This window comes from Pectobacterium punjabense (assembly GCF_012427845.1).
GTDB classification, from domain to species: domain Bacteria; phylum Pseudomonadota; class Gammaproteobacteria; order Enterobacterales; family Enterobacteriaceae; genus Pectobacterium; species Pectobacterium punjabense.
This window is the reverse complement of record NZ_CP038498.1, coordinates 1,799,772-1,825,997: the sequence shown is the minus strand read 5'-3', so window position 1 is coordinate 1,825,997 and position 26,226 is coordinate 1,799,772. Positions and strand designations below refer to the sequence as shown.

The 26,226-nt window shown below is 42.4% G+C and carries 25 protein-coding genes, 1 tRNA gene and 2 pseudogenes; 18 read left to right on the top strand and 10 right to left on the bottom strand.

Features of this window, described 5'->3' with window-relative positions; translation table 11 throughout:
- Window positions 1-5: 5 nt before the first annotated feature.
- Window positions 6-1,907, bottom strand: coding sequence for a dipeptide ABC transporter ATP-binding protein (locus E2566_RS08165; protein WP_107167896.1), 1,902 nt, complete (start codon window positions 1,905-1,907; stop codon window positions 6-8).
- 473 nt (window positions 1,908-2,380) lie between these two features.
- Here E2566_RS08165 and moeA point away from each other — a divergent pair, with 473 nt between their 5' ends.
- From moeA to E2566_RS08145, 4 genes are all read left to right on the top strand, one after another.
- Window positions 2,381-3,616: a molybdopterin molybdotransferase MoeA gene (gene moeA / locus E2566_RS08160; RefSeq protein WP_107167895.1), complete on the top strand. Its 1,236-nt coding sequence runs from the start codon at window positions 2,381-2,383 to the stop codon at window positions 3,614-3,616.
- Between the two features lie 2 nt (window positions 3,617-3,618).
- Window positions 3,619-4,371 carry a molybdopterin-synthase adenylyltransferase MoeB gene (moeB, locus tag E2566_RS08155; protein WP_107167894.1) on the top strand — a complete coding sequence of 251 codons (753 nt, stop codon included), beginning with the start codon at window positions 3,619-3,621 and terminating at the stop codon, window positions 4,369-4,371.
- A 106-nt stretch (window positions 4,372-4,477) separates the two neighbouring features.
- The gene (locus tag E2566_RS08150; protein WP_107167893.1) at window positions 4,478-5,077 is read left to right on the top strand and encodes a nitroreductase family protein; all 600 of its coding nucleotides are present in this window, start codon (window positions 4,478-4,480) and stop codon (window positions 5,075-5,077) included.
- A gap of 311 nt (window positions 5,078-5,388) precedes the next feature.
- A complete protein-coding gene (locus tag E2566_RS08145) occupies window positions 5,389-6,861 on the top strand; it encodes a sensor domain-containing diguanylate cyclase (RefSeq protein ID WP_107167892.1) in 1,473 nt (490 codons plus the stop codon).
- Between the two features lie 97 nt (window positions 6,862-6,958).
- Here E2566_RS08145 and E2566_RS08140 read toward each other — a convergent pair whose 3' ends face one another.
- Window positions 6,959-7,126 (bottom strand): YqaE/Pmp3 family membrane protein, encoded by a 168-nt coding sequence (locus tag E2566_RS08140; protein ID WP_010280855.1) that lies wholly within the window; start codon window positions 7,124-7,126, stop codon window positions 6,959-6,961.
- Between the two features lie 520 nt (window positions 7,127-7,646).
- Window positions 7,647-8,126, bottom strand: a complete 480-nt coding sequence (locus E2566_RS08135) for a hypothetical protein (protein WP_107171095.1) — start codon at window positions 8,124-8,126, stop codon at window positions 7,647-7,649.
- A 359-nt stretch (window positions 8,127-8,485) separates the two neighbouring features.
- On the opposite strand from E2566_RS08135, the gene E2566_RS08130 reads away from it, so the two are divergent.
- From E2566_RS08130 to E2566_RS08105, 7 genes and pseudogenes are all read left to right on the top strand, one after another.
- Window positions 8,486-9,907, top strand: a complete 1,422-nt coding sequence (locus E2566_RS08130) for a hypothetical protein (RefSeq protein ID WP_107171094.1) — start codon at window positions 8,486-8,488, stop codon at window positions 9,905-9,907.
- A 174-nt stretch (window positions 9,908-10,081) separates the two neighbouring features.
- Window positions 10,082-10,223 (top strand): annotated as a pseudogene (locus E2566_RS22035) (IS5/IS1182 family transposase); the annotation flags it as partial.
- Window positions 10,224-10,291: 68 nt separating this feature from the next.
- A complete protein-coding gene (locus E2566_RS08125; protein WP_107171093.1) occupies window positions 10,292-10,678 on the top strand; it encodes a lysozyme inhibitor LprI family protein in 387 nt (128 codons plus the stop codon).
- Window positions 10,679-10,931: 253 nt separating this feature from the next.
- Window positions 10,932-11,729, top strand: a complete 798-nt coding sequence (mtfA, locus tag E2566_RS08120; protein ID WP_107171092.1) for a DgsA anti-repressor MtfA — start codon at window positions 10,932-10,934, stop codon at window positions 11,727-11,729.
- A gap of 110 nt (window positions 11,730-11,839) precedes the next feature.
- Window positions 11,840-11,915 (top strand) — tRNA-Asn (locus E2566_RS08115).
- A 179-nt stretch (window positions 11,916-12,094) separates the two neighbouring features.
- On the top strand, window positions 12,095-13,375 hold the full coding sequence (locus E2566_RS08110; protein ID WP_107171091.1) for a tyrosine-type recombinase/integrase: 1,281 nt from the start codon (window positions 12,095-12,097) through the stop codon (window positions 13,373-13,375).
- 479 nt (window positions 13,376-13,854) lie between these two features.
- Complete coding sequence (locus E2566_RS08105; RefSeq protein WP_107171090.1) at window positions 13,855-14,883, top strand: hypothetical protein; 1,029 nt, start codon at window positions 13,855-13,857, stop codon at window positions 14,881-14,883.
- A gap of 177 nt (window positions 14,884-15,060) precedes the next feature.
- On the opposite strand, the gene E2566_RS08100 is transcribed toward E2566_RS08105, so the two are convergent.
- Entirely contained in the window at window positions 15,061-15,459 is a 399-nt protein-coding gene (locus E2566_RS08100; RefSeq protein WP_168444498.1) for a DUF6998 domain-containing protein, read from the bottom strand.
- A 62-nt stretch (window positions 15,460-15,521) separates the two neighbouring features.
- Complete coding sequence (locus tag E2566_RS08095; protein WP_039554759.1) at window positions 15,522-15,716, bottom strand: hypothetical protein; 195 nt, start codon at window positions 15,714-15,716, stop codon at window positions 15,522-15,524.
- Between the two features lie 247 nt (window positions 15,717-15,963).
- Here E2566_RS08095 and E2566_RS08090 point away from each other — a divergent pair, with 247 nt between their 5' ends.
- Window positions 15,964-16,137: a hypothetical protein gene (locus tag E2566_RS08090; protein WP_165800651.1), complete on the top strand. Its 174-nt coding sequence runs from the start codon at window positions 15,964-15,966 to the stop codon at window positions 16,135-16,137.
- Between the two features lie 51 nt (window positions 16,138-16,188).
- Here E2566_RS08090 and E2566_RS08085 read toward each other — a convergent pair whose 3' ends face one another.
- The 4 genes and pseudogenes from E2566_RS08085 to E2566_RS21700 form a co-directional block, all read right to left on the bottom strand.
- Window positions 16,189-17,322, bottom strand: coding sequence for a hypothetical protein (locus E2566_RS08085; RefSeq protein WP_107169421.1), 1,134 nt, complete (start codon window positions 17,320-17,322; stop codon window positions 16,189-16,191).
- A gap of 96 nt (window positions 17,323-17,418) precedes the next feature.
- Window positions 17,419-18,282, bottom strand: a complete 864-nt coding sequence (locus tag E2566_RS08080; RefSeq protein WP_107169420.1) for a DNA adenine methylase — start codon at window positions 18,280-18,282, stop codon at window positions 17,419-17,421.
- A 60-nt stretch (window positions 18,283-18,342) separates the two neighbouring features.
- A complete protein-coding gene (locus tag E2566_RS08075; protein WP_107169419.1) occupies window positions 18,343-19,794 on the bottom strand; it encodes a ParB/Srx family N-terminal domain-containing protein in 1,452 nt (483 codons plus the stop codon).
- 348 nt (window positions 19,795-20,142) lie between these two features.
- Window positions 20,143-20,987, bottom strand: a pseudogene (locus E2566_RS21700) (IS5 family transposase).
- A 359-nt stretch (window positions 20,988-21,346) separates the two neighbouring features.
- Between E2566_RS21700 and E2566_RS08065 the strand changes: the two are divergent.
- Window positions 21,347-21,796, top strand: coding sequence for a hypothetical protein (locus E2566_RS08065; RefSeq protein WP_107169416.1), 450 nt, complete (start codon window positions 21,347-21,349; stop codon window positions 21,794-21,796).
- Window positions 21,797-21,830: 34 nt separating this feature from the next.
- Here the strand turns inward: E2566_RS08065 and E2566_RS08060 are convergent, their stop codons facing one another.
- The gene (locus E2566_RS08060; RefSeq protein ID WP_168444497.1) at window positions 21,831-22,121 is read right to left on the bottom strand and encodes a hypothetical protein; all 291 of its coding nucleotides are present in this window, start codon (window positions 22,119-22,121) and stop codon (window positions 21,831-21,833) included.
- 294 nt (window positions 22,122-22,415) lie between these two features.
- Here E2566_RS08060 and E2566_RS08055 point away from each other — a divergent pair, with 294 nt between their 5' ends.
- From E2566_RS08055 to E2566_RS08035, 5 genes are all read left to right on the top strand, one after another.
- Complete coding sequence (locus E2566_RS08055; RefSeq protein ID WP_107169415.1) at window positions 22,416-22,793, top strand: hypothetical protein; 378 nt, start codon at window positions 22,416-22,418, stop codon at window positions 22,791-22,793.
- Window positions 22,762-24,114 carry a relaxase/mobilization nuclease domain-containing protein gene (locus tag E2566_RS08050; RefSeq protein WP_107169414.1) on the top strand — a complete coding sequence of 451 codons (1,353 nt, stop codon included), beginning with the start codon at window positions 22,762-22,764 and terminating at the stop codon, window positions 24,112-24,114. The genes E2566_RS08055 and E2566_RS08050 overlap by 32 nt, the downstream gene beginning before the upstream one ends.
- Window positions 24,115-24,431: 317 nt before the next feature.
- Window positions 24,432-25,229, top strand: a complete 798-nt coding sequence (locus E2566_RS08045) for a hypothetical protein (RefSeq protein ID WP_107169413.1) — start codon at window positions 24,432-24,434, stop codon at window positions 25,227-25,229.
- Between the two features lie 35 nt (window positions 25,230-25,264).
- On the top strand, window positions 25,265-25,639 hold the full coding sequence (locus E2566_RS08040; RefSeq protein ID WP_107169412.1) for an META domain-containing protein: 375 nt from the start codon (window positions 25,265-25,267) through the stop codon (window positions 25,637-25,639).
- 26 nt (window positions 25,640-25,665) lie between these two features.
- Complete coding sequence (locus E2566_RS08035) at window positions 25,666-25,989, top strand: hypothetical protein (protein ID WP_240618629.1); 324 nt, start codon at window positions 25,666-25,668, stop codon at window positions 25,987-25,989.
- The last annotated feature ends 237 nt before the right edge of the window (window positions 25,990-26,226 follow it).

Here is a 26,226-nt window from a genome sequence, read left to right as displayed (position 1 = left end):
CCCTGTTAATAAGCACCGGCAATCGGATGGTGCGCAACAAAGTGTCGCTCACCAACCTGAACCAAAGGCGCCGTGATCGGTTCATCACCCATCCCTCGGATCGGACTGGGTATTTCATCAACCAGCAACACCTGCTCACGCTTACGGCGTGAGGGATCGGCAATCGGCACTGCCGACATCAGTTTGCGGGTATAAGGATGCCGAGGACGTTCAAACACGTCTTGCCGTGGACCGATCTCGACAATTTGCCCCATGTACATCACCGCTACACGATGGCTAATGCGTTCAACCACCGCCATATCATGTGAAATAAACAAAAATGCGATGCCAAACTCACGTTGCAACTCCAGCATCAGATTGATGATTTGCGCCTGAATCGACACGTCCAGCGCAGATACGGCCTCATCCGCAATCACCACTTTAGGGTTCAGCGCCAACGCTCTGGCGATACAAACGCGCTGACGCTGACCACCGGAAAATTCATGCGGATAGCGTCGGGCGTGTTCCGGCTCCAATCCTACACGCGACAATAGCCATTCAACGCGTTTCTCCGCCTCCTGCCGACGGCAAATGTTGTGTACCAGCAGCGGTTCCATAATCGAGAACCCGACGGTTAGACGAGGGTCCAGAGACGCATAGGGGTCCTGAAAAATCAATTGAATATCACGCCGCAAACGCTGTAATGCGGCACCTTTTAACTGATGGATGCGCTGGCCATTAAAGGTAATCTCACCCTTCTGACTTTCAACCAGTTGGAGCAACGCCCGGCCGGTTGTGGACTTGCCGCACCCCGATTCGCCAACCAGCGAAAGCGTTTCCCCCGGCCAGAGATCGAAGCTGACGTTTTCCACCGCATGCACCTGACGCGTCACACGGTTTAATAACCCGCTGCGAATTGGAAAACGCGTCACCAGATGGCTCACCTGTAAGATCGGCTCCGCATGCGCAGGAACCGTATCCTGCGGCGCGTTGTCTGTGATTGGCATCGCGCGTCGATCCAGTAGCGGAAATTTTGCTGGGAAGGGTTGCCCGCGCATTGACCCTAATGCGGGTACTGCCGCCAACAATCCCTGCGTATACGGGTGCTGCGGCGCGGTAAAAATCTGCCCTACGCTTCCCGCTTCAACGCTTTCCCCACGGTGCATCACCAATACGCGCTCCGCGACTTCCGCCACCACCCCCATGTCGTGGGTGATAAAAATCACGGCCATGTCCATTTCACGCTGTAGCACACGGATAAGTTGCAGGATTTGCGCCTGAATGGTGACATCCAGCGCGGTCGTCGGTTCATCGGCAATGAGCAGCGACGGCTTACAGGAGAGCGCCATCGCAATCATGACCCGCTGACGCATTCCGCCAGAGAGTTGGTGAGGGTAGCGATCCAGCACATTACGCGCTTCCGGTATTCTGACCAGATCCAGCATGCGCAAGGTTTCTGCACGCGCAGCCTGCCGGTTCATGCCCTGATGCAAACGAATCGACTCGGCTATCTGTTCGCCGACCGGGAAGACGGGATTGAGCGACGTCATCGGTTCCTGGAAAATCATCGCTAAATCCGCTCCGCGTAACGTCCGCATCACCCGCTGACGAGCACCACGGAGATCCAGCACATCACCATCGCGACGACGAAAGAGCATATCCCCCTGGTGAATCACCCCACCTGCGTGTTCGACCAAACGCATCAGCGCCAGAGACGTCACCGATTTACCCGAGCCCGACTCCCCGACGATAGCCAGCGTTTCGCCGCGATCGACAGAGAACGTCAAATTGCGTACCGCATCCGTCCGCTGTCCCTGTTGTTCGAAATAGACACTCAGATTGCGCACGTCCACCACCCGTTTTTCAGGCAAAACCAGCCCTGGAACAGGGGAAGACAGCGAGGCATAATGATCCTGTGTGAGCGACATGAACGGCGAATCTCCCTATAAATGCGGCTGGAATCAGCGCAACGCGGTCAGGAACAAATTATCAGCGGTTTTCGACTATATTTAGCGCAAGGTATGATGTAAAGCGGAAACTGAAATCAGGACAGTGAGAAATTTCTTTTTATAACATTAAGTTAATTATCATAAAGCGACGTAATAAAGCACGATATCTCCGGCAGATGCACTCATTTTTTCCCGAAATAGTGCGAATTGAAGAAAAAACATCTGCGCTGAATCCTGCCTATGTTGCCTAACCTCTAACGAGGATTCACACGCCAAAAGCCGGATTCCTTGACCTGCATACATTCACCCACGTTACGAACTCTGACATAATTAATAGTGGCATAAGAAACGGGTTTTCGCTCATGAACGGCATGCTGGCGGAACATTCCGTGCTACTGAAAAAAGCCATATGAATGAAACAGACTGTATTGATGAAAAACGGTGGAGTAAAGATGGAAAGCGTTAACGCAGGTTTACTGACTCTTGAACAAGCTCTGGAAAACATGTTTTCTCAGGTTCCTTCACTTACCGAAACAGAGCGCGTATCCCTGTTCGACGCCGCTGGACGGATCACCGCCCGTGCCATTGCTTCCCCGATTAACGTCCCGCCTTTTGCTAATTCCGCGATGGATGGCTATGCAGTGCGCTGCGCCGATTTGTCGATTGCCACACTGCTGCCGCTGGCAGGAAAAGCCTTCGCTGGCGCGCCTTTCACCGGTGAATGGCCTGCCGGAACCTGCATTCGTATCATGACCGGTGCGCCAATTCCCGCAGGAGCAGACGCCGTGATCATGCAGGAACAGGCTGACGTGAGTGAAGACGGCATCCGTTTCCCACATGAAGTCAAACCCGGTCAAAATATTCGTCTGGCAGGAGAAGATATTCAGGCGGGTGCCAGCGTGCTACCTGCGGGCTGCAAACTGGGCGTGGCGGAATTGCCGCTGCTGGCTTCGTTGGGGATTGCGCAGATTGACGTAGTACGTCGCCTGAAAGTCGCGGTGTTTTCAACCGGTGATGAACTGCAACCCGTCGGTAAACCACTGGAAGACGGCCAGATTTATGACACCAACCGTTTTGCCGTCCGTTTGATGCTTGAACAGCTAGGCTGCGACGTGCAAGACCTGGGCATCATCCGCGATGATCCAGACGCGCTGCGTGCCGCATTCCATGAGGCAGACCAGTTTGCCGATCTGGTGATTAGTAGCGGCGGCGTTTCCGTTGGCGAAGCGGATTATACCAAGCAAATGCTGGATGAACTGGGCGATATCCATTTCTGGAAGCTGGCGATCAAACCCGGTAAACCCTTCGCCTTCGGCAAGTTACAACACGCCTGGTTCTGCGGCCTGCCGGGGAATCCAGTATCCGCCGCGCTGACATTCTATCAGTTGGTGCAACCGCTGCTAGCTCGCCTGTCTGGCTATACACAGTGGCACCAGCCGCCGCGAGTGCGCGTCAAAACCACCAGCGCGTTGAAAAAGACGCCGGGGCGCACCGATTTCCAGCGAGGCATTTTTAGCCGCAACGCGCAGGGTGAACTGGAAGTGAGAACCACCGGGCATCAGGGTTCACACGTTTTCAGCTCGTTCAGCCTCGGTAACTGTTTCATCGTGCTTGAGCAGGATCGTGGTCACGTCGCTGCTGGCGAATGGGTAGAAATCGAGCCCTTCAACGCCCTGCTGGGACATTGAGTATGTTGCCGGAACTGAGCGATGAAGAAATGCTGCGCTACAATCGACAGATTGTACTGCGCGGCTTTGATTTTGACGGACAGGAAAAGCTCAAGGCTTCACGCCTGTTGATTGTCGGTTTGGGTGGATTGGGCTGTGCCGCCACGCAGTACCTGGCTGCGGCGGGCGTCGGTCATTTGACGCTGCTGGATTTTGATACCGTCTCACTGTCTAACCTGCAACGTCAGGTTCTGCACCGCGATACCCGTATCGGGATGGCAAAAGTCGAATCAGCGCGTCTGACGTTATCCGACATGAATCCGCATCTTTCACTTGATGCCGTTGATGGCGATCTCAATGACGAGGCCTTGAAAGAACTGATCAACAAGCATGATGCCGTGTTGGACTGTACCGACAATGTCACCATCCGCGATCGCCTAAACCGCATTGGCTTTCAGCTCAAAAAACCGCTGATCTCCGGTGCCGCGATTCGGATGGAAGGCCAAATCAGCGTCTTTACCTACCAGCCCGATGAACCTTGCTACCATTGCCTCAGTCGTCTGTTCGGTGCCAATGCGCTAACGTGTGTCGAAGCCGGTGTGATGTCGCCGCTGGTGGGCACTATCGGAAGTTTGCAGGCGCTGGAGGCCATTAAGTTGCTCACAGGCTATGGCAAGCTGACTACCGGGCGTTTGCTGATGTTCGATGCAATGACGCTGCAATTTCGTGAAATAACGCTGCCGAAAAACCCACACTGTGAAGTCTGCGGTGGCTAACGCGAAGCCGGAAAAGATGCTTATCCGGCACGATAAGCCATTGAACACAGGAAAGATCAGTGACACAGTGTAAAGGTTAGTCATCACGTAAACTGAGGAACACACCATGAGTAATGCTTTTTTGCAGTCAATCAAGGCCCGTCGTTCAATCTATGCCATCGGCAATAAACTACCGATATCAGAAGATCAGGTTACCGCGCTCATTACCGAAGCCGTTAATGAAAGCCCCTCCTCTTTTAATTCACAAAGCTCTCGCGTTGTCATTCTGTTTGGTGAGCAACACCACAAGCTGTGGGATATTGTTAAACAGCAACTGAAAAAAATTGTGCCTGCGGATGCGTTTGCCCCAACAGAAAGCAAACTGGCCTCCTTTGCTGCCGGTGCGGGAACCGTCCTGTTCTTTGAAGACACCGCAGTGATTGAAGCGCTACAGGAAAAATTTGCGCTTTATGCCGACAACTTCCCGGTCTGGTCTGAACATTCAACCGGTATCGCTCAGTTCGCCGTGTGGTCCACGCTGGCGCAGGAAAAAATCGGTGCCTCACTCCAACACTACAACCCGTTGATCGACAATGACGTCAAGGCGCAGTGGAGCCTGCCCGCCAGCTGGAAGCTGCGTGCCCAAATGCCATTCGGTTCCGTTGAGCAACCCGCTGGTGAGAAAACCTATATCGCCTTTGAAGAGCGTTTTCGCGTATTTAAGTAATCCGCTGAATCACCGCTTATAAACAAACAGGGCACCGCATGGTGTCCTGTTTGTTTACGCGTTTTGAAAACGCGAAAGGAATAAGTAAGCCGACAGGAAGACGTTCACACGTTCTTAATACAAAACATTGCGTTCCAGCAATCTGCTCTAATACTTCCATAATGTAACCACTATACTGAACGCTATGCGTCAGCGATTCACTCGTCCAATTGTGCTACACCGTCATTCCAGTAAAATGTTGCACCACAATTTTTAGGTGAAAATAGAGGTTTATTAACCTACCTCATAAATGATTCTCTGGGGAGATTATTTTGCAGACTGGATTCATTAATAATGCACGCTGGCTGGACAAAACACGCGCAATCATAATACTCGGCTCCATGCTGCTCGCCGCCTTTCTCGTTATCAGTTGGACCAGTTATGAAGTGGCTAAGGAATCGCTGGAAGAAGAAATCGAAGAAAATACCCTGCCGCTAACCAGTGATAACGTCTATTCGGAAATCCAACAAGATTTGCTAAAACCTATCTTTATTTCGTCGCTGATGGCACACGATACCTTTTTACGCGACTGGGTGCTGAAGGATGAAAGCGATCCGCAGGCCATGTTTCGCTACCTGCGAGAAATCGATCGTCGCTTCGATACCGTATTTTCGTTCTTCATTTCGGATAAAACCAAACGTTACTACGATCAGCAGCGCATCCTGAAAACCGTTTCAGAGAATTCGCCAGACGATCAATGGTATTTCCAGCACCGAACGCTATCGGACGAGATGCCTTATGCCATCGATATCTCATTCGATCCTGAGAATCACACACGCCTGGATATTCTTATTAATCACAAAGTCGTGGACTATGAAGGCAATTTCATCGGTATTACCGGCGTAGGTATTCCCGTTGAACGCGTTAAACACCTCCTTGAAAAATATGAGCAACGCTATAACCGCACAATCTATTTCATTGATAAGGAAGGCAACATTACCTTACATGGAGAAAGCTATAGTCGACCGCTAAAGATTCAGCAGCAGCCGGGGCTAGGCAATATTGCTACCACGATCCTAACGGCTCCCGGTGGCGCTTATGAGTATCAATCAGACGGGAAGCATATTTTCCTTAATACCCGGCTCATCCCTGAATTCGGTTGGTATTTGATGGTAGAACAAACTAGCCACCCCAGTGAAAAGCGACTATTCGCCACGCTGCTAAAAAACCTGGGTATCAGTACGTTCGTCAGCGTCCTTTTCTTATTTCTGCTGTGGCTGACCATTGGTGGCTATCAACGTCGTCTGGAACAAATGGCGACCACGGATAAATTAACGGGCCTCATGAACCGTCAGGCATTTGATTATTTATTCCGTCGTCTCGGAACGAAAAATGCCTTACAACACAAATCACTTTCCATTCTTCTCATTGATATTGACCACTTCAAGAAAATCAATGACAAGTACGGCCACAACGTTGGGGATTTGGTTTTACAAGAAATTTCTGCACTCTTGTCAGCGAATACCCGCTCCAGCGATCAGCCCTGCCGTTGGGGAGGTGAAGAGTTCGTCATTCTACTCGACGATTGCGATATCAACGCCGCACAACAACGCGCCGAGGCACTACGCCAGAATATAGAAATAACGCACCTTCCCTACCGTGAAGGAGCCATTCAGGTGACGGTCAGCTGCGGTGTCGCGGAATATCGGGCAGGCGAGACGCTCAGTATGCTGATAAACCGCGCCGATATCGCGCTTTATCAAGCCAAACAGCAAGGGCGTAATCAGGTAGTGCGCGCAGAGTAACATGACTCGATTATCGATTTACTGTTTTAAAAAATAATGGGGAGGCACCTTGCCTCCCCATTATTTCATTACGATCGTCGTTAGGCTTTTTTAGCCATTAAATTCCATCGTCTTTTGTCTGCACCCAAAACGCATGCACCAAGCCAGGAAAATAGCCCAGCAACGTCAGAATAATATTCAGAATGAACGCCCCACCAATCCCTTTCCCCAATAACACGCCCAACGGTGGTAGAAGAATAGTCAGAACAATGCGCCAAAATCCCATATCAACCTCCGTAACGTGATAATTACTTATGAAAATAGTTCAGCATTCGGGATTTGTCAGCACTTGTCGAAATAATTGAGACTAATCTTCGCAGAGAAAAGGAAAGGGCGTATTTCACGCAGCAACACGGCATTCTGTATATACCCTAAATAATTCTAGTTTCAGGACAAAACGTTAACGTTTTGAACAACGCGAAGCGTTAGCCCGTTAGGGCGATGCTCAGCCATGAGCATCGTAACGCGGCAAGAGAAGGACAAATTCGTCGGGAACGAATTTGACCAGCCAACGGCTGGCCTCAGGTGAGAGACAGGATGTCTCTCATTTCATCCCGATGAGCTTACTCAGGTATGTGATTCGGGTGACTGACAAACCTGCCAGAGGCAGGTTTGAACGCTGCTTGCAGCGGCCCCAACGGGGCGAGGTACACGCAAGTGTGCCGAGTAATGCGGCTAACGCACATGCAACTTGAAGTATGACGGGTATAACAAACAGAATCAACAGGATACGCTTGGCCTTTTCATTACGCGAAGCTAGTCACCTTTACAACTTTATCCTGAAAACGAAGCAAGGCATCGGCAGCTCGTTGCAAACCTTCTGCACTCGCCTTTTCATTACGCGATAATGCCCCATCAATACCTTCCTGAATTTTGGAGAACACGTTCATAGGCTGACGTGGTGAAGCGGGTGCGGTGCCGTCATAAACGACTTTAGACAACGCGGTAGGAGCCATGAAACCCAACAGTGATGACGATTCATCGAGGTCCATTTGCCCGTTTCGAATCAGGCTGTTTACAGTTTCATTCAACTCTTGTGGCGTCATATTCGTAAAATCGTATTTCTTAACCTCAGAAATAGAGCCAGAAGTGCGGTTTATACTCGCTTCCTGCGTTTTTCCCGCTAAAATGGCTGCAAACGAGGTTTGATTACCAGTCTGAACTGCCGAGTTAGCGCTCGAAGCACGATGAGCCAAAAGGCCGTGTTCTCCCGTTCCAATTTTCATCTTTTTCCTTATTCCCTTTCAGTCGTTGTAAATATTCAATTCATCCGAGCAAACGGTATATCAACACGCCCAGTATAAGACTTTCGATAAAGATATCCCTATCCGATTGGTGGAATAGTGCGGCAAACCTCAATTTGCTCAAGTTTTAAGCGATAAAAAAAAGGAAATGGACCCTGCTCGTACCTTTTATTGTACTTGTTTGGGCAAATGAAACGAGCCTTCGCAAAAGTGCCTTCCTTACTCAACGTATGTCCCCCTGAAATTGGACATATTACTGTGAAGTAGATGAATAACTGGCTTTTAAATTTACTCTTCAGGTAACATCTTTGCGTTTATGTACTATTGAAAAGGAATTGAAAATGAATAAGTTAACCCTATTTTCAGTAGGGCTGATGCTATCTTCCTCAGCTTTCTCCCTCCCCTCACCACAAGAGATGTTCAAAAGCATAGACTGGATTCCCGATAGCACTGTTCAGGTCGGAAAGAGCATTAATGTGCTTTACCGCATGGCAATGTACACGGGGGAAGTGAACGAATTATGGTTAAATGTGGACTGCGCGACGGATAAAAAGACGCTGTTATTCTCTACAATTAAAGCGTCTACCAGATCTGATATTCGAGTCTATGGCGCAAACTCAATCCTCCGTTACATTCCAGGCGTACCTTTTGAACCCGATGAAGACAGTTTGCTCAAGACAAAGCCCGAATTGGATGCCTGCCAGCAAGCTATTTCAGCCCCGAAATGGGCCGCGCTTCCCCTTAAAAATGACCAAAAAGATCAATATTTTTTTGACGTTAATAAGAGTAAGCGCGAAGGTGAAATACTTAAAATACGTTTGGCAACCGATTATGCCTTAACCTATAAAGACAAAGAATATGCCGCGCCATATTCTATAAAGATTCAGGATATGATTCTGAACTGTAAAAACAATCAAGGTAAAGAGATAAGTAGTTATTCCATAGATAACCAAGGAAATATTACAGATCACATGGCTACGACAGATGCTAATTTCACCGACCTCGTTCCAGAAAAGGTTGAAATAGCAAAAAAACTTTGTGCCATTCGCGATATTAATCAATTTAAAAGCTCTGAAGCCTTACTACTTCGCGAAAAAAAACCTGCCGATGATCAGCTAATTTTACCCAATTTTGAACAGAATGACCCTTCATACCTGCAAAGCTCCCCCCTTACCAAAGAAGTAGCGAATGTGGTTGAGGAAGCGTTAGTCAACACACACCAGCTCCCTACTTTCCAGCAGTTGGTTTATAGTCAGGAATCACCCAATGAAAAAGAAATGAGTGTCAGCATGCATTCAGTAACGGTGATCGATCGTCAACCTGATGGGACAACATTGACTCTGGATAAATTAACGCTTGGTGATGTTCAATTTTATTCACAGCATCAGCGTTTATTTAATATAGTAGAATTTAAAAAATGGGACTCCATTTCTACATCACCGACTATCAGTAAAACGCTCAAAAATACATTTTCCATTCCCCCAAAAGAAGGGGCTGAATATCAATGGGAAAGCATGGGTAGCGACAAAAAAACCACTAGTCAGCAGTGTCGAGCTGATAAAAAATGGTCCGATGCTAAAGATATTAGTTCAGCGTTCACAGGACGCTATCTTGAAATCATTTGTACAGATAACCGTGGAGATGGCGTACCAATGAGCAGTGATTATGCCTATATCGAAGATTTAGGCATATTCGTGCGTATCGGTTACCAAGAATCAGGTAAGAAACAGCGCTTTACTTTCCGCAATGTTATTGTGAAATAACGCTCAAAAGTGAGAGTATTTACCTCCTGATAAGGATGACTAAAGTCAGATTTAACAATGTGAATCTGACTTTAACAAATCCAAAAAACTCAATTTAAGCCACCGTTCTCCTTCAAAATCGCCATGATATTTGTGCTTATACTCTACGGCAGCAGATGGATCGTATAATACGCAGCGATGTACAGGATGAAACAGTTATTCGGTGGTTCAGTGACGCTACGGGACTACGATGATCAGGTTGCAAGGCCCTGACGAGGGTACGCTCCCAGAAAAAAAATGACGACGCGGTATGCCGGAAAGTATACACATGAGCTGAGAGGCGCTCTTTCGATAAGCGCGTTTGTCTAAAAAAACCACGTAGCATCTGCTTACAGAGGATAAATAATGAAAAAATTAGCCATTGTATGTTTTTTTTTACTGCCCACGGTACAAGCTGCGGCTTTGGACTGTAATAGCGCCAACACGCAGCTCGATATGAATCAATGCGCGGATCGGGCGTATAAAAAAGTGGATGATGAGCTTAATAAGCTTTATCAAGATGTCGTAAAACGGACAATTATTGAAGAACACAAGACACTGCTCAAGTCAGCCCAGAGAAAATGGATTACCTATCGCGATGCTGACTGTGAGTTTCAGACCTTCCCGACAACAGGGGGATCGGTGCATGGCATGCTGTATTCCCAGTGCCTGACGCAGAAAACCGCCGCACGCGTAAAAGAATTCAAAAGCATGCTACGTTGTAAAGAAGGGGATTTGAGCTGCCCGCTTTAAGCCGCTACCAAGTGTGGAAAGCGTCACAGACTAAACGCGTGCTAAGTGTTTGAATAGTGGTGGAGAGAGGGGGATTCTCCCCGGTAGCGTTGCCCTACTCCAGTTTTCGAGACGGGTTCGTTCAGCCGCTCCAGCATCTCTCCGTTTAAATAGTTGCCATGATGCCCGCTTTTACGGCATTTTACAGCGATGTTATTTTAACAACACACGCCCTCGCCTTTAAATTCAAGTGACGACTTAACGAGCAATAACAATGATTAAATGGCCGTGGAAAAACACTCAACCTCAGGTGCAGACGCTTGAACACTGGCAAGCTGCGATTTCCATCCCACTTCTCGCGCCCTTAAGCGATGAAGAACTTCGGCAACTGGTTACTCTTGCCGAGCAGTTTCTGAAGCAAAAGCGCTTGATTCCGTTGCAGGAACTGGCGTTAACGGAAATCATGCAGCAGCGTATCGCCCTGTTATTTTCCCTACCGGTGTTGTCACTGGGAATGGATGCGCTGGATGGCTTCCACGAAATTCTGGTTTACCCCGGCCCGTTTATTGTTGAAGAAGAGTGGCAGGACGACATCGGACTCGTGCATACGGGGAAAATGGTACAGTCTGGGCAAAGCTGGGATCAGGGACCGATTGTCCTCAACTGGCAGGAAGTACAAGACTCTTTCGATCTTTCCGGTTTCAACCTCATCATTCATGAAGTCGCCCACAAGCTGGATATTCGCAGTAGCGGTGAAGCAACGGGCGTTCCCCTGATTCCACTGCGCGATATTGCTGCCTGGGAACAACATCTGCACGGCGCAATGGATGCCTTACAGGAAGAAATCGATCTGGTTGGGGAAGACGCCGCCAGTATGGACCCCTACGCCGTCCACGATCCGGCAGAGTGTTTTGCCGTACTATCAGAATATTTCTTCAGCGCTCCCGAACTTCTTGAAGAACGCTTCCCAGATCTGTACCGCTGCTTCCAAAAATTCTATCGCCAAGATCCACTCGTTCGGCTAAAAAACTGGCAAAACAGCACCAATTATCATGCCCCATCGATTTACTAACTCATAAAAAAACGGCGAATTGTACATAGCCTAAACAGTCAAACGATAAAGCTGATTTTGCCGTTGACAGCACCGCAGGTGGCGGATATCATGCGCCCCGTTCACACGATTCCTCTGTAGTTCAGTCGGTAGAACGGCGGACTGTTAATCCGTATGTCACTGGTTCGAGTCCAGTCAGAGGAGCCAATTTAAAGAATGTAGATGCCTACGGGCGTCTACATTTTTGCATTTAATCAATTACTTGCCCCTCTTCTCTTGTCTACTAACATCCACTGAAAAATACCTGAATCCAACAATTTTGTTGGTAGATTTCTTGGTAGTCCTGGTTTGATTTTCCTTATACCAACAAAAAGGAAAGAGAATCTATGTCACTTACTGACACCAAAGTAAAAAAAGCTAAACCTCTTGAGAAAGAATACAAGCTTACTGACGGTTTTGGTATGCACCTGCTTGTCCACCCGAACGGCTCTAAATACTGGCGACTTTCCTACCGCTTTGCGCAGAAGCAAAAACTTTTAGCGTTGGGCGTTTACCCTGCCATTTCTTTGACTGACGCAAGGGAGCGTCGTGATGAAGCGCGTAAGCTGATTGCTAATGGGATTGATCCCGGCGCTAAGAAAAAGGCAAGTATCAGGGATCAACCAGGAGCACAGGATGAATCCCGTTCCTTTGCTGTGATGGCTCGTGCATGGGCAGAGACCAAAACCAAGTGGTCAGAAGACTACAAAGTTAAGGTCTGGAGACGCATTGAAAATTATCTTCTGCCTGATCTGGGAAAACGTGATGTATCAGAGCTTGATACCAGTGATCTGCTAACCCCACTCAGAAAAGTTGAGAAATTAGGCTATCTCGACATCGCCATGCGCCTGAAGCAGTATACAACGTCGATCATGCGATACGCCGTCCAGCAGAAGATCATCAGTTACAACCCCGCTTATGATTTGGCAGGCACCGTCGAAAAAGGTGAGACAGCGCACCGCCCTTCTATCGAGATTTATGAAATTCCAGACCTCTTACAAAAGATCGACGACTACCATGGTCGGGGTCTTTTAACCGAATTGGCTATCAGACTCACATTATTGGTTTTTGTCAGGTCGAGTGAGTTGCGTTTTGCCCGATGGCATGAGATCGACTTCAAAAAATCCCTCTGGGTTATTCCTGAACAGCGAAAGGAAGTTAAAGGGGTAAAATACTCTGGCCGTGGGGCAAAAATGAAGAGAAAGCATTTTGTTCCACTCTCCAGGCAAGCCGTGGAGATCTTAAAAGAGGTTAAACAGATCACTTATGGTGAAAAAGCTGGCGACGGCTTTATTTTCACCGGGTTTTACGACAGTGATTCTGCGATGAGTTCAGGCACTATCAATAAAGCCCTTCAGCGCATGGGATATGACACCAAAACCGATCTATGTGGGCATGGCTTTCGCACGTTAGCCTGTAGTGCATTAACGGAATCTGGATTATGGTCGGAAGACACGGTCGAGCTTCAAATGAGCCATAAAGAAAAAAATACCGTTAGATCTGCTTATACCCATAAAGTTAGCCATCTTGACCAGCGTAAGTTGATGCTGCAATGGTGGGCTGATTTTCTGGATGCGAACCGCAATGGAGTAGTTAGCCCGTTTGAGTTTGCCAACAGAAAGCAATAATCACTGTCCTTTCATAGTCGCTGGGGCTTTTCGAGCAACACGCTTCAACATAAGAGGGCTACCTTTTTAAGGTAGGGTAGTCCATCCCATCTAGGGTGTGTCCCTTAACCTCATTGCACTGCTAAAAAGATGCAGATAGGAGGTTGTTAATCTGTCAAAACACACCCATTTTGTTTATTTTTTAGTCGAAAATTATCTCTTTAGGTAATTTCCCTTTCGTTCCGTAAAGACTAAATCTGTACAAAAAATAGTTACGAGACGCAGCCTAGTGCAAACATTTTCAGAAATGAATTGGTAATTTACCTTAAACAGTTAGAAGTCCTCTATATGTCATGAAGAAATTCATCGACTGTGATTTATCTTAATTTACGTAAAGTGATTTTTTTATTTACATACACACTAATTTGTCTTAAATTAATATTTATTACAGATGGTTTTAAATACTAATGATTTTTAATATTTAATCAAAAGTGATTTCAATGAAAGATACAATTATAGTTAAACCCCGAGTTATAAATGAAGCAATATCATACTGGGCGATGTTTTATTGTGCAGTTTTAAAGACAATTTATAACCAAAAAAATCTTAAATTTAATTTTGATAACGGTTCATTAGAAAGCTACAGAGGAAAACTTAAGCACCCATCTAATTTCTTCAATCAAATGAAAAGCGCAGTTAGCAACCATGGCTTTGAATATTTAATGATTGATTACTTAAGATCAATCGATGGGATTGATATTACTAAAAAACTACTGGATAGGCTCCTTAATAAAAGAGGAATAACTAACTTCGAATATTTATTTATGAACATCTATAAAGTTGGTTCCGACTCTAAACTTCAGGATATAATTGAAAAATATGACGACATTTCAGTAAAAATATTTGTCCCGCACAACAATTATAAAGCCTTTACAAAAAAAAATGAAGCTGGGTTTACATACAATATTGGCAATATTGGAAAAACTTTCATTCACTCAGATTTACTAATGTTAATTTCTGACGGAAAAAAACATACTTACGGTTTTGTTGGTGAAGTTGAAGGATTACACGGGGAAAATTTATTCACTCCCAAGTATTGGGCGGGTACTAAAGCCAAATACTCATCATTTGCAATTGGTGCATCCGAGCGTAAGAAAAAAATAGAGGATATAGAGGTTAAAAACAACATATTAATTAGTGAGGATTTTGAGGGGAGAGAGATTTTGCATTTTTCTAATGCAAACCAATTTGTAAAAGATTTCAAATTGGCGTTAAGTAATATAGAATTATGCCTAAACGGTCATTTCTCAAATATATCACACAGCGATGAATCTCATGCTAAAATATTTAAATTCATTTCAGATGGATGGTCAAAGCCTCTTAATGAAACAATTATAAAACTAGAGTCATTCATAGGTTACAGTTTTAGTTCTGACGTTACATATAATCAATCCAGTGAAAATTCCATTTTCAAACCATCAATTATTTATTCTTTATCTGAATTTCCACTTTATCAATTAGATAAATGAAAATGTCGAGGCAAGATACTTACCACATCCACATAGATTAAAATTTCAATTCTTTCAGTTAAATATATACTTGACATTTAATAAATTCGTTTTTTGTGAAAGAAATTATCATTCATACACTTACCCACATTTTATATGGCGCGACTCTAAACGCAGCTCTGTAACGACGCTTGCTGTTTATGAAGATGCTCCCATACTGCTGAGAGCATCTTCATAAACAGCAAAGTTAAATCCTACACAATGGTAAGCTTCGCACATCTCTTTGACAGTGAATACGTCATCCATTAATACCAAAATCACAGAATCCCATTCATGCTCTAACCTGATTGACCCTACCCTTTGCCCCGGCTTTGAACTATTAGCAAGAGAACGACCTTTAATTTGAATTTTACGAGCATCAGAACCAGTAGCATCATATCCAGCACTACGGGCTTCCATTAGTTTCAAACCTAATAGCTTAGCGGCATAGAACTCTGCCACTTCACCGGTTATTCCGAGCGGCTTACCTGTAAGTTTTTTGTATTTCGCCGCCAAGTCTATTGCAGCTACCAGTAGCTCTTCGACTTCGTCGTTCACTTACATATCCTGTGAGATAGGTCTTGCTAGTTTTTGGGCAAGGCCAGGAAAGGAAGGTCCATTCATCCCTTCGGCTCAATCCCCTTCTTGCGAAGCTCTTTACGTGCAAGTTCCTTGAACCAATTACCTAAGCTGACACCTTCTGTTGCTACAACTTCATCTAACTGCTCACGTAGCTCAGGAGAGATCCGTATCTGGAAGGTAGGTGATTTCCCCACTGATGAAGATTTTTTCGTATCTCGTTTTATCGTTGACATGTACGTACCTTTTTCAATATGATAAATTCCATAGGTACGTACACTATCACAAAAGCACATTACACTCATCACCAGTTTCGTCCCTGCCTGATACGGACATATCAGACAGAGACTAACCACAACGTTAAGGAAAGTAACGATATGGCTATCAGCAAGTCTAGCAATTCCCTATTGGAAGATCAGCACTTTAAGCAATTCACTAAGCGCTATTTTAATCAGTTCCGGCAACAGACAGCAGAGGTGAGTCATGTTCGATAACACACCTCTAGAGCAGGAAGAAATCATCGATCAGTGCCGAGCGTTGATCTACGCCGTGATCGAAACCAAGAACCCTCAAGCCAAAGAGATTTTGACGTTCATCTTATGGGAAAGGCTCGACTGGTTGTATCAGGATTTACATTCAGACAATAATATTAATTAAAAATTTTATAAAACCTGATTCGATTTAAAATTATCCTTTCAGGTTTTAATTTTAAAATTGTATATTATTTCTAAAAAACTTTGTTGTTATCAACTCCACACAATAAGAATTGATGTCAAAGTCTATTTCTTTATTCCTAAAATCAAGATAATAATCATAGAAAGGATCGCTTTCTATTATACTTATAACTTCCTGAATACAATCACAAAATAGTAATATATACTCCTGTAAGATTTTAACAAAGCCAATGTAATGGTTAACTATTTTAGAATCACTACTTTCCAAATATGACTCAGGATTATTAAACAGCACATCAAATTTATTAACATCAATTAAATCATCAATAACCTTCCATTCGAAATGTTTTTTTTCAAGACAAAATTCATCTATTAGCCTATCTACTATAGACTTCATCTCACTGAGAAATTCACACTTAAAAAAATCAAAAGTTACCTTTGAATCAATATGATAGCAATCATTATCTAGGCTAATCTCAAAATCATATCTATTTAAAACCTCAGTTAATAAATCAAGCTCTTCAATTACTTTAATAAAAAAACCGCCATTAACATTGACTTCAAACCCATCCTTTAAATTCTTATCCATTGAGTTAAATATTTTTTTATAAAGTTTACCCGGATATTTAATATTTAATTTAATCTCAATTTTATTTCCGTCATCAGTCGAAATGTTTTTTTTCAATTTATCTCTAAATGAAAGCGGATTTTCAAAAAAATTAATAACTTCAACATTTTTCATTTCATCTAAAGTATATTTATAGTGGCTATAAAACAAATCCGCATTATTTTTAACTTTTACTAATTTTAATTGTTCGTTAGTTTTTTCTATTTGTCGCTCAGTCTGAATTGTTCTATGCACACTAGCGACAAAGGCCCCTAATATCGGAGATAGTGCTAAAATAGATAATGGGAATTTGCTTATGCTGTAAAATTCATCAAAACCATGACGACTAAAATCGGGTATAGAATCTTTCCAAACAAAAATTCCAAGTATAAAAAAAACTATTAAAGGAGAAGCAACTGCGTACCAAAAAATAGGCTGTTGATCAAGACTTCGTTCATCCAATCTAAATTTTTTATTATAAAAAAAAACGGACCAACTGCCAAAATAAATAGACACAATAAGAAATATAAAAAAACCAGATAAAACAATATTATTTTCCATCGTTAATCCATTAATCTAAAAAGATCATTATAAACCATATAAGTTTGATAGAACGATTTCATACAAGAAAAATAGTTAAATATCTACTAAAAGCGATTAAGAGGCCCTTAGATTCGATGGGTTTTTGACATCTGGAATTTGTATTTTATCACTGAAAAACATAATTTCTGAGCCTTCATACCTATTCTGAGCACTATAATTTATACCATAAATGATGCTTTCAGAAGAATTATACATATCCGCTATTTCTGAAACATTGTCATATGAAACAACCCAAGGGTGATTTATATCATTTTGAACGATTTTAGCTATTTCAAGATGATCATCATGAGTATAATGATTTTCATAAAGCCCTTGACCTTTAACATAATAAGGTGGATCAAGATAAATAAGAGTTTCATCGGGAAAGTTTGGCAAAATATCTTTTATAAAAAATTTTGCATCAATATTATACAAACTAATCTTTTCTTTATTTAAATAAATTCGTTCAATTCTAGAAACAAGATCTTCTTTATTATATCGAGCATCAAGCTTCCAGTTCCCTTCTTGGTTTTTCCCACCAATAACACCAGCAGTCAAGATCCCTGATCTGTTGGTTCTGTTCAAGAAGAAAGTTGAAAAACCGACCTCAAGCAAGCTAAAATTAGATACGTTTTTTTGTATCATTTTTTGATTGTGCCACTCATCTATTGTTACTTTAGTGCTAATAATCATTTCACATAATTTATCAGTGTCATTCAGTACACTATGCCAGAAAGCATAAACTGAATAATTGATATCATTAAGATGAATGTGACTAACATAGCCTTGTAATAACAAGTTTATTGCAATACCTGAGCCACCAGCATATGGTTCTACATAATGTCCAGAAACTAATTCATTCTGAATCAGTACAAGCTTCAGATATTCTGTAAGTTTTCCTTTTCCGCCAGGATATCTCAACGGTGTGCCAAATCTCATTAGACTTTCTCCTAGTTTTTATAATATGAGATTAACATCTCAGTATAAATTTAACAAAATTTATTGCCAACATAGCTTAACAAAGAAGCAAATCTCATCCCAGAACGTATGAATTGTTTGTTTATTAGGCATATGAGTCTCTCTATGTAGATATTTCTGCAATGTATCTATATTTAATATGCCGACATCAGTTCTTGATGTATTTGTGTAGGCTTTAATCAAATCGAGTTGTGATCGATCAATTTTATTAGCCTGATACATAGAATCAGCAGATGATTGCATGTTGTCTGCTAATTTAGTTAAATCTTTCATATTATTATTCTTTCTATGATATCCAACACTTAGTTCAACAAGTCCACGTAAGAGCATTGTTACCGCTAAAGTTGCATCTTCAGAATTTATTTTTCCTATTTCTCTAACAATATTTCTTGCCTTAAGTTCTGAACTTGGTATAACAGGACAACTAGCTCCTTTCCAGAATAATTTTTTTCTATCCCAATTAGGTTTTCTTGGTGGACTTACTCTTTTCGATTTTTTCTCTGAACCATTAGAATCCTCTCCTTTATTTGAATTAGAGTTATTTGAGGATGAATTATCTGTCTCATCAGAATTATCTTCACTTCCGGTAGTAGAAGAAGACTCATTACCACTGTTATCAGAAGAGTTTGTGCTAAATGGTCGATTCGCGTTACTTTCCTCTTCCATTTCTGTTTCATCGCTTACAACACCAGCACTAGAACGAACTTCATTTAAATAACTCTTTGCCTGCTCTGGAGTATAAACGTCATTTACGGTTTTTCTCTTTGAATAAAAATCATTGATAACTTTATAGGCCATTCTTATTAATTTATCTTCAGGAAGAATAGGTTCCAATTGATCATCTGAAATGTCAAAACCTAATAATTTCAAATTATCCTCATTGAAAAAACGACTAATATTAGTTATAGGGAAATCATCCTCTACAGGTATTTTATTATTTTCAGCCCAAAACAAATACTGACCAGCCCTTTTATATTCAGATGGATGACCGGTATTCAAAAGATATACGGTTCTTAAGTATGCAGACCAGTCTAATTGTCCAGCGCCACCTAATGCTCCTGAATGCCTACTGATAACTTCCTTTGCAATAGCATCGCTATCACTACTAGATAAACAATCTATATGTTTAGGTATATTTTCTTTATTTGATTTTGATATTAATCTAATTTTACTTCTCAATGTTTCCAATGGACATAGATCTGGATTGTTAAGAAGTTTTAAAGAAGTTATACGCCTATTTCCATCCTTGACGACCCATTTACCATTTCCATTTGGCATAAGAAGTATTGGCATAGTGGATAGCCCATCAAGTGCAATAGAATTCATTAATCGTAATATTTGCTCTTCCTTACGCAATACACGAGAAATACAATCATTTTGATCCTCTCCTGCTCGAATTCTTGGGTTCTGTGGATCTAACAGAATATCATCAATAGATACGTTAGGTTGAAAAGTAAAATCGCTCCTACTCATTTATATCTCCCAGAAGAATAAAATTTTAATTATTAGCTTACATCTTAACCTGAAAATTGAAATGGCTCTATATTTTAGAGTATATCGCCCACGTTTTCCACCTCATGCACAACGAAATAAAAATATTAAAAATCAATAAATTAAATAATTTCAAGTTACTTTAATAGGAGTTTTTTATATGGACAGTTTGAATACTAATGGCGGAGATGAATTATAAAAAACGTAGTCCGTAAAGATTTTTAACATGGTAAAAACCATTGTGAAAAATTTACCGATAATCGATAGAAAAATCGGTTTTGTTGAATAAATCAGAGTTAGCCAGCAGGATCGATCCCGCAGGAACACCTGTTATGCGATCCAGATGCAGTGCGGCATCCGGTTTAGCGCTTTGACTATCGCCATCGCTTCACCCACTGAGCATCATAATCCCGCATGCTCAGGCGTCACCCAGCAACGTTTTGATTCGGAACATCTCTGTTTCCGGCACTGAGCGACGATGATAGCCACTTTCTTTTTCCAGACGCCATTACTGCTGCTACGATGCTGATTCGCCACAGCGTGGTTACGAGCATGTTACTTGTCAGGCCAGTATTGTACTCCGCTTCGTGGAAGGATAAGCAACCTGATCTTTTTCCTCCGTAATGCATGATGGCAGTAGCTTGCGTCATAAGTGCCATCTGCAGATGGCTTCCCTGATTCTTCTGTTAGTCTGGTTAATCAGCCTTGGCAGTGCCTGCCATCTGTCGTACTGCTGAGCGATAAATCGAGACAGATAATCTCGTGTTCCGCACTGTCTGCAACCAGATGAAGCTTGCGCCCCTCTGAGTCTGTCAGACCCATACTGTCTGACTTTCCATTAGCCTTCACCAAAGACCTTCAGATCAGTAGCGTCGATGACCAGATGTGGGATTTCACTATGGGTTGGCGTTTTTATGCTGATGTTGACACTCTTTGCTCGTTTGCTGACCAGAAAGTAATTCGGGCAGCACAGCGGCAGCTCCATCATTAAAAATTGAGTCAACGAAATTCTGTAAAACCCGGAGCGGCAGGTTGAACACGCGCTTCATCATTAAGACCGTGGTAATAATCATATCGGTGTAGTGAAGCGGTAGGCCACGACCTTCAGGCTGTGCACACTCAGTCCATGCAGCAATGGCAGACTCATCAGGCCAGACTGTCAGCGAACCGCGCAGCCCGAGCGATTTATTTTAGGCTGACCAGCTGGTGGCCTTAAACATTTGCTTTGCCATGGGGACCCTATGCTGAAACGACTATAGCGATCAGATCCGCCAATCTCCTGAAAGTTCAATTTATTTAAAAATCCGAAAAACCATCAAAAAAAATCATTTCAGTGATTAATATTATTATTATCTATTTTTATTTACACTTATCTGTGTAAAAATGTTTTTATTGATCAGAAAATCACATATCAGCCTAATTATTTCATGAAATTATTTATAGCTAATTTTTTCAATAAAACGTCTATCATATGACCATATTGATTAGATATAGAAACACATATTACTCATTCACTTTGACAAAGGAAAAATCAATGTCCAACATAGAAAAACCAAAGAAAATAATTTGGTTTCAAGGTTTTACTTTTTTAATTCTTCCGTATCTTATAATCCCAATGTTATACTACTTTAAATTTCATATTGCTCTATTGGTAACAATTCCAACAGCCACTGGAACAGTGTTTTTTTTCATTTTTATGAATAGTACAGAGAGAAACATCAATATCTTAGAAAAATTATCAGATGCTATTCTATATTTATTTGGTCTAATAAGTTTATTATTAACAATACTGTCTATATCAAATATAAAAATATCTTTCCAAGATGTAATCGAATTCATATCTTATGGGGATATTGAAAACTCAAAAAAATATATAATTATTTTCTCTCTGTATTTATTATCAGCCATTGCAGCCTTTGCAACTATAAAAACACTACTTTCAGTCCGTTCATTAATTAAATATTATAAAGAAACAATTGTTTAATATAAAATAGCTCTAGTGTTACATTTAAAAAACATTAGGGCTTTTTATTTATATACCTCCCTGATTTTAAATCATAAAAAATTCCAGCAATTAATAATGTTGTCAAAACAAACTGAATCATCAGAAAATAACTTGATGCAGGAAACATAAACCGAAAAAAATCATTTGTTATAAATAAATCCAGCCCATGTGTGTTCATCAAAGATGATACACCAACAAAATAGTAATATATTGGTATATCGATCATTAACATCAACAATAATAAACATACGCTATATCTTGATTCTTTTGAGTTTTTAAATACACCAATAAAATTATTTACCATACCTCCCCCTAACTTTAAATTATCACGCATATTCTCTGAAAACTAACAACCATAACAAATAAATAACAAAGAAAAATAAAATGTCAATATTGAAATCAAAATAATTAAGCAAGGGCTAACTCTCCGAAGCGCTACGCTGGCTTCTCCGAGTTTTCCCTTGTTTTTTCGCCCTTCGGTTGAAAAAAAATTAAAAGCAAAATCAACATCATGCATTGACATTGTTGGCTTCTGCAATATAAGTAATTCTAAGCATACGGAATATGCTTTTATTTTATTATATGAAAAGGAGTTCATATGAGCACTGGTAATAATTTTAATAATATCCTTCGCTGCCATTGCGTCAGTGTCAGATTAAATAATGAAGAGTTGTCGCTTCTGAATGAAAGGCGTGGCCATCACCGCAAAGCTGAATGGCTGCGTATGGCATTTCAGCATAACCTTCCCTCCGTTATTCCCCCTGTTAATCTCAAAGCCTGGAAAACCCTTGGTGAGATTTCGCAGAATCTGAATAAGCTGGTTGTCCATCTCGATGATAAAAGTGTTGGAAGCTCTCTAACACAGACAGAACTCTTCGCTGTGAAACGTCAGATATCAGAGCTTCGCCAGAACCTGATACAGACCAATATATGGAGCAGCCCCTGTGAAGGGAATGCAAAAAATCCGCCGAGGTAAGGGTTTCGCTGGTGTAGTTCTCTATGCATTAAGGCCAGGTTCTCACCATAAAAAAGATCCAGTAGTGATTGGTGGGAACATGATGGGGGATGCAGCCGGAGATCTGATCGCTGAATTTAATACCACAAAAACGCTTCGCCCGGATGTCGCTAAACCTGTCTGGCACAATTCGCTTCGCCTGCCGAAAAACGAAGCGCTGACAGAGGCTCAATGGTTAGAGATTGCTGATGACTATATGAAGCGTATGGGGTTCTCTGAAACGCATCTCAGATGCTATGTGCTGCATGACGATATTGACGGCCAGCACATCCACGTTATTGCCAGTCGTATCGACCTGAATGCTGGGAAACTTTACCTTGGCAAAAATGAAAACCTCATCAGCACCCGTATCATTCAGCAGTTAGAAATAGATCACCACCTGACAAGAACCAAAGGACCAGAATCGGGAGCATCCCAATCCCCAGCTTCGCCCTACCCTCCTTCGCTATCTAGAGAATCCCCGACACAAAAGCCTATGGGCGCAATACCAAAACCTAAAAAGCTGTCGCGTAACGAAGCGATGATGGAGAAGTATAAGGAAGAGCCATCCCCAAAAACAGTCATCCAGGAAGCTCTTGAAGCATTGCTTGCCGGTAAACCATCAACGACTGAGTTTGTGACGCAGCTTGTGGCACGAAACATCAGGGTAGTTCCGAACATCGCTTCTACCGGAAAGATGAATGGTTTTTCATTCGAATACCAAGGGATTGCTTTCAAAGCTTCGCAGCTTGGCAAAAACTATTCCTGGGCTGAATTACAAAACAAGATCGATTACCAACCGGAACGCGATAATGACTTTCTGTTCTCTCTGAAAGCCTCTGTCAGTGAAACACCTGTTAGTGAAGCATCTGTTAGCGAAGCTCTTGATATGACCATTGCTATAGATACCCCTGAAATCACAACAGAAGACGTTAACAGCCCTACCGAAACGCTTACCCTTAATAAAGACGCTGGTCAGGACGAATACGCTATCACTTATCCCACAGCGCTTCGCAACGAAGCTGTTGTAAGTAACAAAGAAGTGTATGTAACCGAAGCGGTAAAAGAAGCTCCCCGCAGAAAACCGGTATCTCATATGCTTACGAGTTTCAGATGGTTGGAAACCATCCCCTACCTCAACATCATCATTGGCATGTTGAAAAAACTCAAAATCCCAACACTCAAACGCCCAGGAAAACACAACACTATTACTGGCGGGAAAATAATAGAAATTACGGCGTTAACACCAAAAAACACCATTCAAACTACCCCAAAATCATCCCCATCATCATTCTCAATGTAAGGCTGATAAGGCTTCTGCAAGTTCTTCTTCATACAAAAAACACAAAACAAACGATCGGTATAAACGATCTATATTACGATTATGATAGATTTAAACTATCATAAGTGAACCATCGATCGTTACAAGCGATTTGCTTTGTTTAATCACAACTGTTCAAAATGTAGCTTTACGATATCTTATAAAACACTGATTTAACTGTTCTATTTACTTATTCAACTAACGAAAGGTTATGAAATGACACAACTCGTCTCATGCATAGTTCCTGACTTCTTCATACATCGAATATGACTTTCACCTTCAGCTATTAAGGAATTTGTATGAGCATTTTACTCATGAGACGTTTTTGGATTGCATTATTGCTGCCTTTATTTATTGACTGGTTTTCCAGAGGAAATGCTATCGGGGTTTGGTGGCTCTGGCTGCCCGTCACTGCTCCCCTGTTGATCTGGACTTTTTTTACCTACAGGAAAAACCGGAAAGAAGACGCTGATTCCAGAGACTGGGTGCGTCAACAATGGAAAGAACAAATCACTACTGAGAAATTTGAATTTTGCGGTCGGGCATATACATTTCAGGAAACGTTCTCAGGCACGGTCATCAGCTATGACCCGAACAACGATACCCTGTGGGTAAAAAAAGATGACGGAGCAGAAACACAAATCTCTGCGCACGGGTTAGCGTTCAGAGAATCGCATCGTATTAAAAAATACGCATTTCACTGCTACAGCGATCATAACGCTTATACATCATTTGAAGATGCAGTGATTGTTAATAAAACCACCAAAGAGCGACAAATTAACCTCCCCAGAAGATGTTTTGTTGTATCTGGGCCAAGTGCGATTACGCTGTTTCTGGGGCCCAGATTTCAATTTACTGCTGCAAGCTATAGTTCTGCTATGCCTGTCCCACCTTTTTTTGCTGCTACTTTCATCATCCTTAATATTATTGCTAACGCTTCACTTTGCATTTTTCTTTTCAATTTCGACAACGTCGAACTCTGGCATACCTATTTGCTATCAACATTAGTCTGCCATGCTCTGATCCGGTTATTAAACATCAGGGTTGACAAGTTTGATATCGAATTCAGACATCTTGTTAAATCATTAACACGTTAAAAATTAATTAATAATAAATCCCAAGGCATATAGTAATGAAAAAAATCATCACCGCAGTATTGGTATCATTCGCTCTCTCTGGATGTTATTCCTTCGGTAATCAGACACTGAAAAATGTAACGCAGGAAGATGTAAAAGCGAAAATCGTAAAAGGAAAAACCACTAAGTCAGAAGTATTAACCGCATTTGGTGAGCCGGATAAACGCATCGCCTCAGATAATGAGGAAAAGTGGTCTTATTCGATGCATAACTACCGCAGTAAACCTACATCATACATTCCTCTTGTCGGGGTGCTGATTGGAGGAACGGATATTGAAGAAAAATCTATCCTCATTACGTTTAAAGGTGAAAAAGTCAGTTCTTATGAGTTCAGTGCTGGTGCAAGTGAGATTAAACGCGGAGCCTTTTAACAAGCAGTAATCAGCTAACGAGAGCTATGATGAATAAAAAATTATCCTTAGGTTTACTGGTGCTGTCATTTTTTCTTACCGGCTGCGATAGCGAACCGGCTGATGCCGACATTACAAAAGCGATGCAGTCTTTTACTGAAGATATGAATAAGGGCGCACCGTCTGAATCAGCGAGAGTGGTCTTTAACTCCGCCAAGAAAATTGCTTGCAAAGAAAAAGACAGCGACGGGGGTTACAAATGCACGGTCGAATACAGTGCAAAACTCCCGTTTCTGGGTGAAAAAACCTCCACTATGGAGTTTAAGTTCTTTAAATTTGAAGGCAAGTGGAAGGTTTCACCCTCCAAATAATTGATACGCCATAAACAGCATTAGGGAAAGCATTAGCCCGTAGTTTCACCACTATGGGCTTTTTTCATCGGCTTTACCTTAGACTTGAGCTGACAGTTTTCGCGGACAACAAACAAATCTGACAGGCGGCATTGAGCGAAATGCGGAAATTGACATATCTGTTAAAGTGAATGGTTCATTTTGCTGGGATACTTACATTTTGTAAAAGGCTTCGGCATCCATATCAAAACCGGTAAC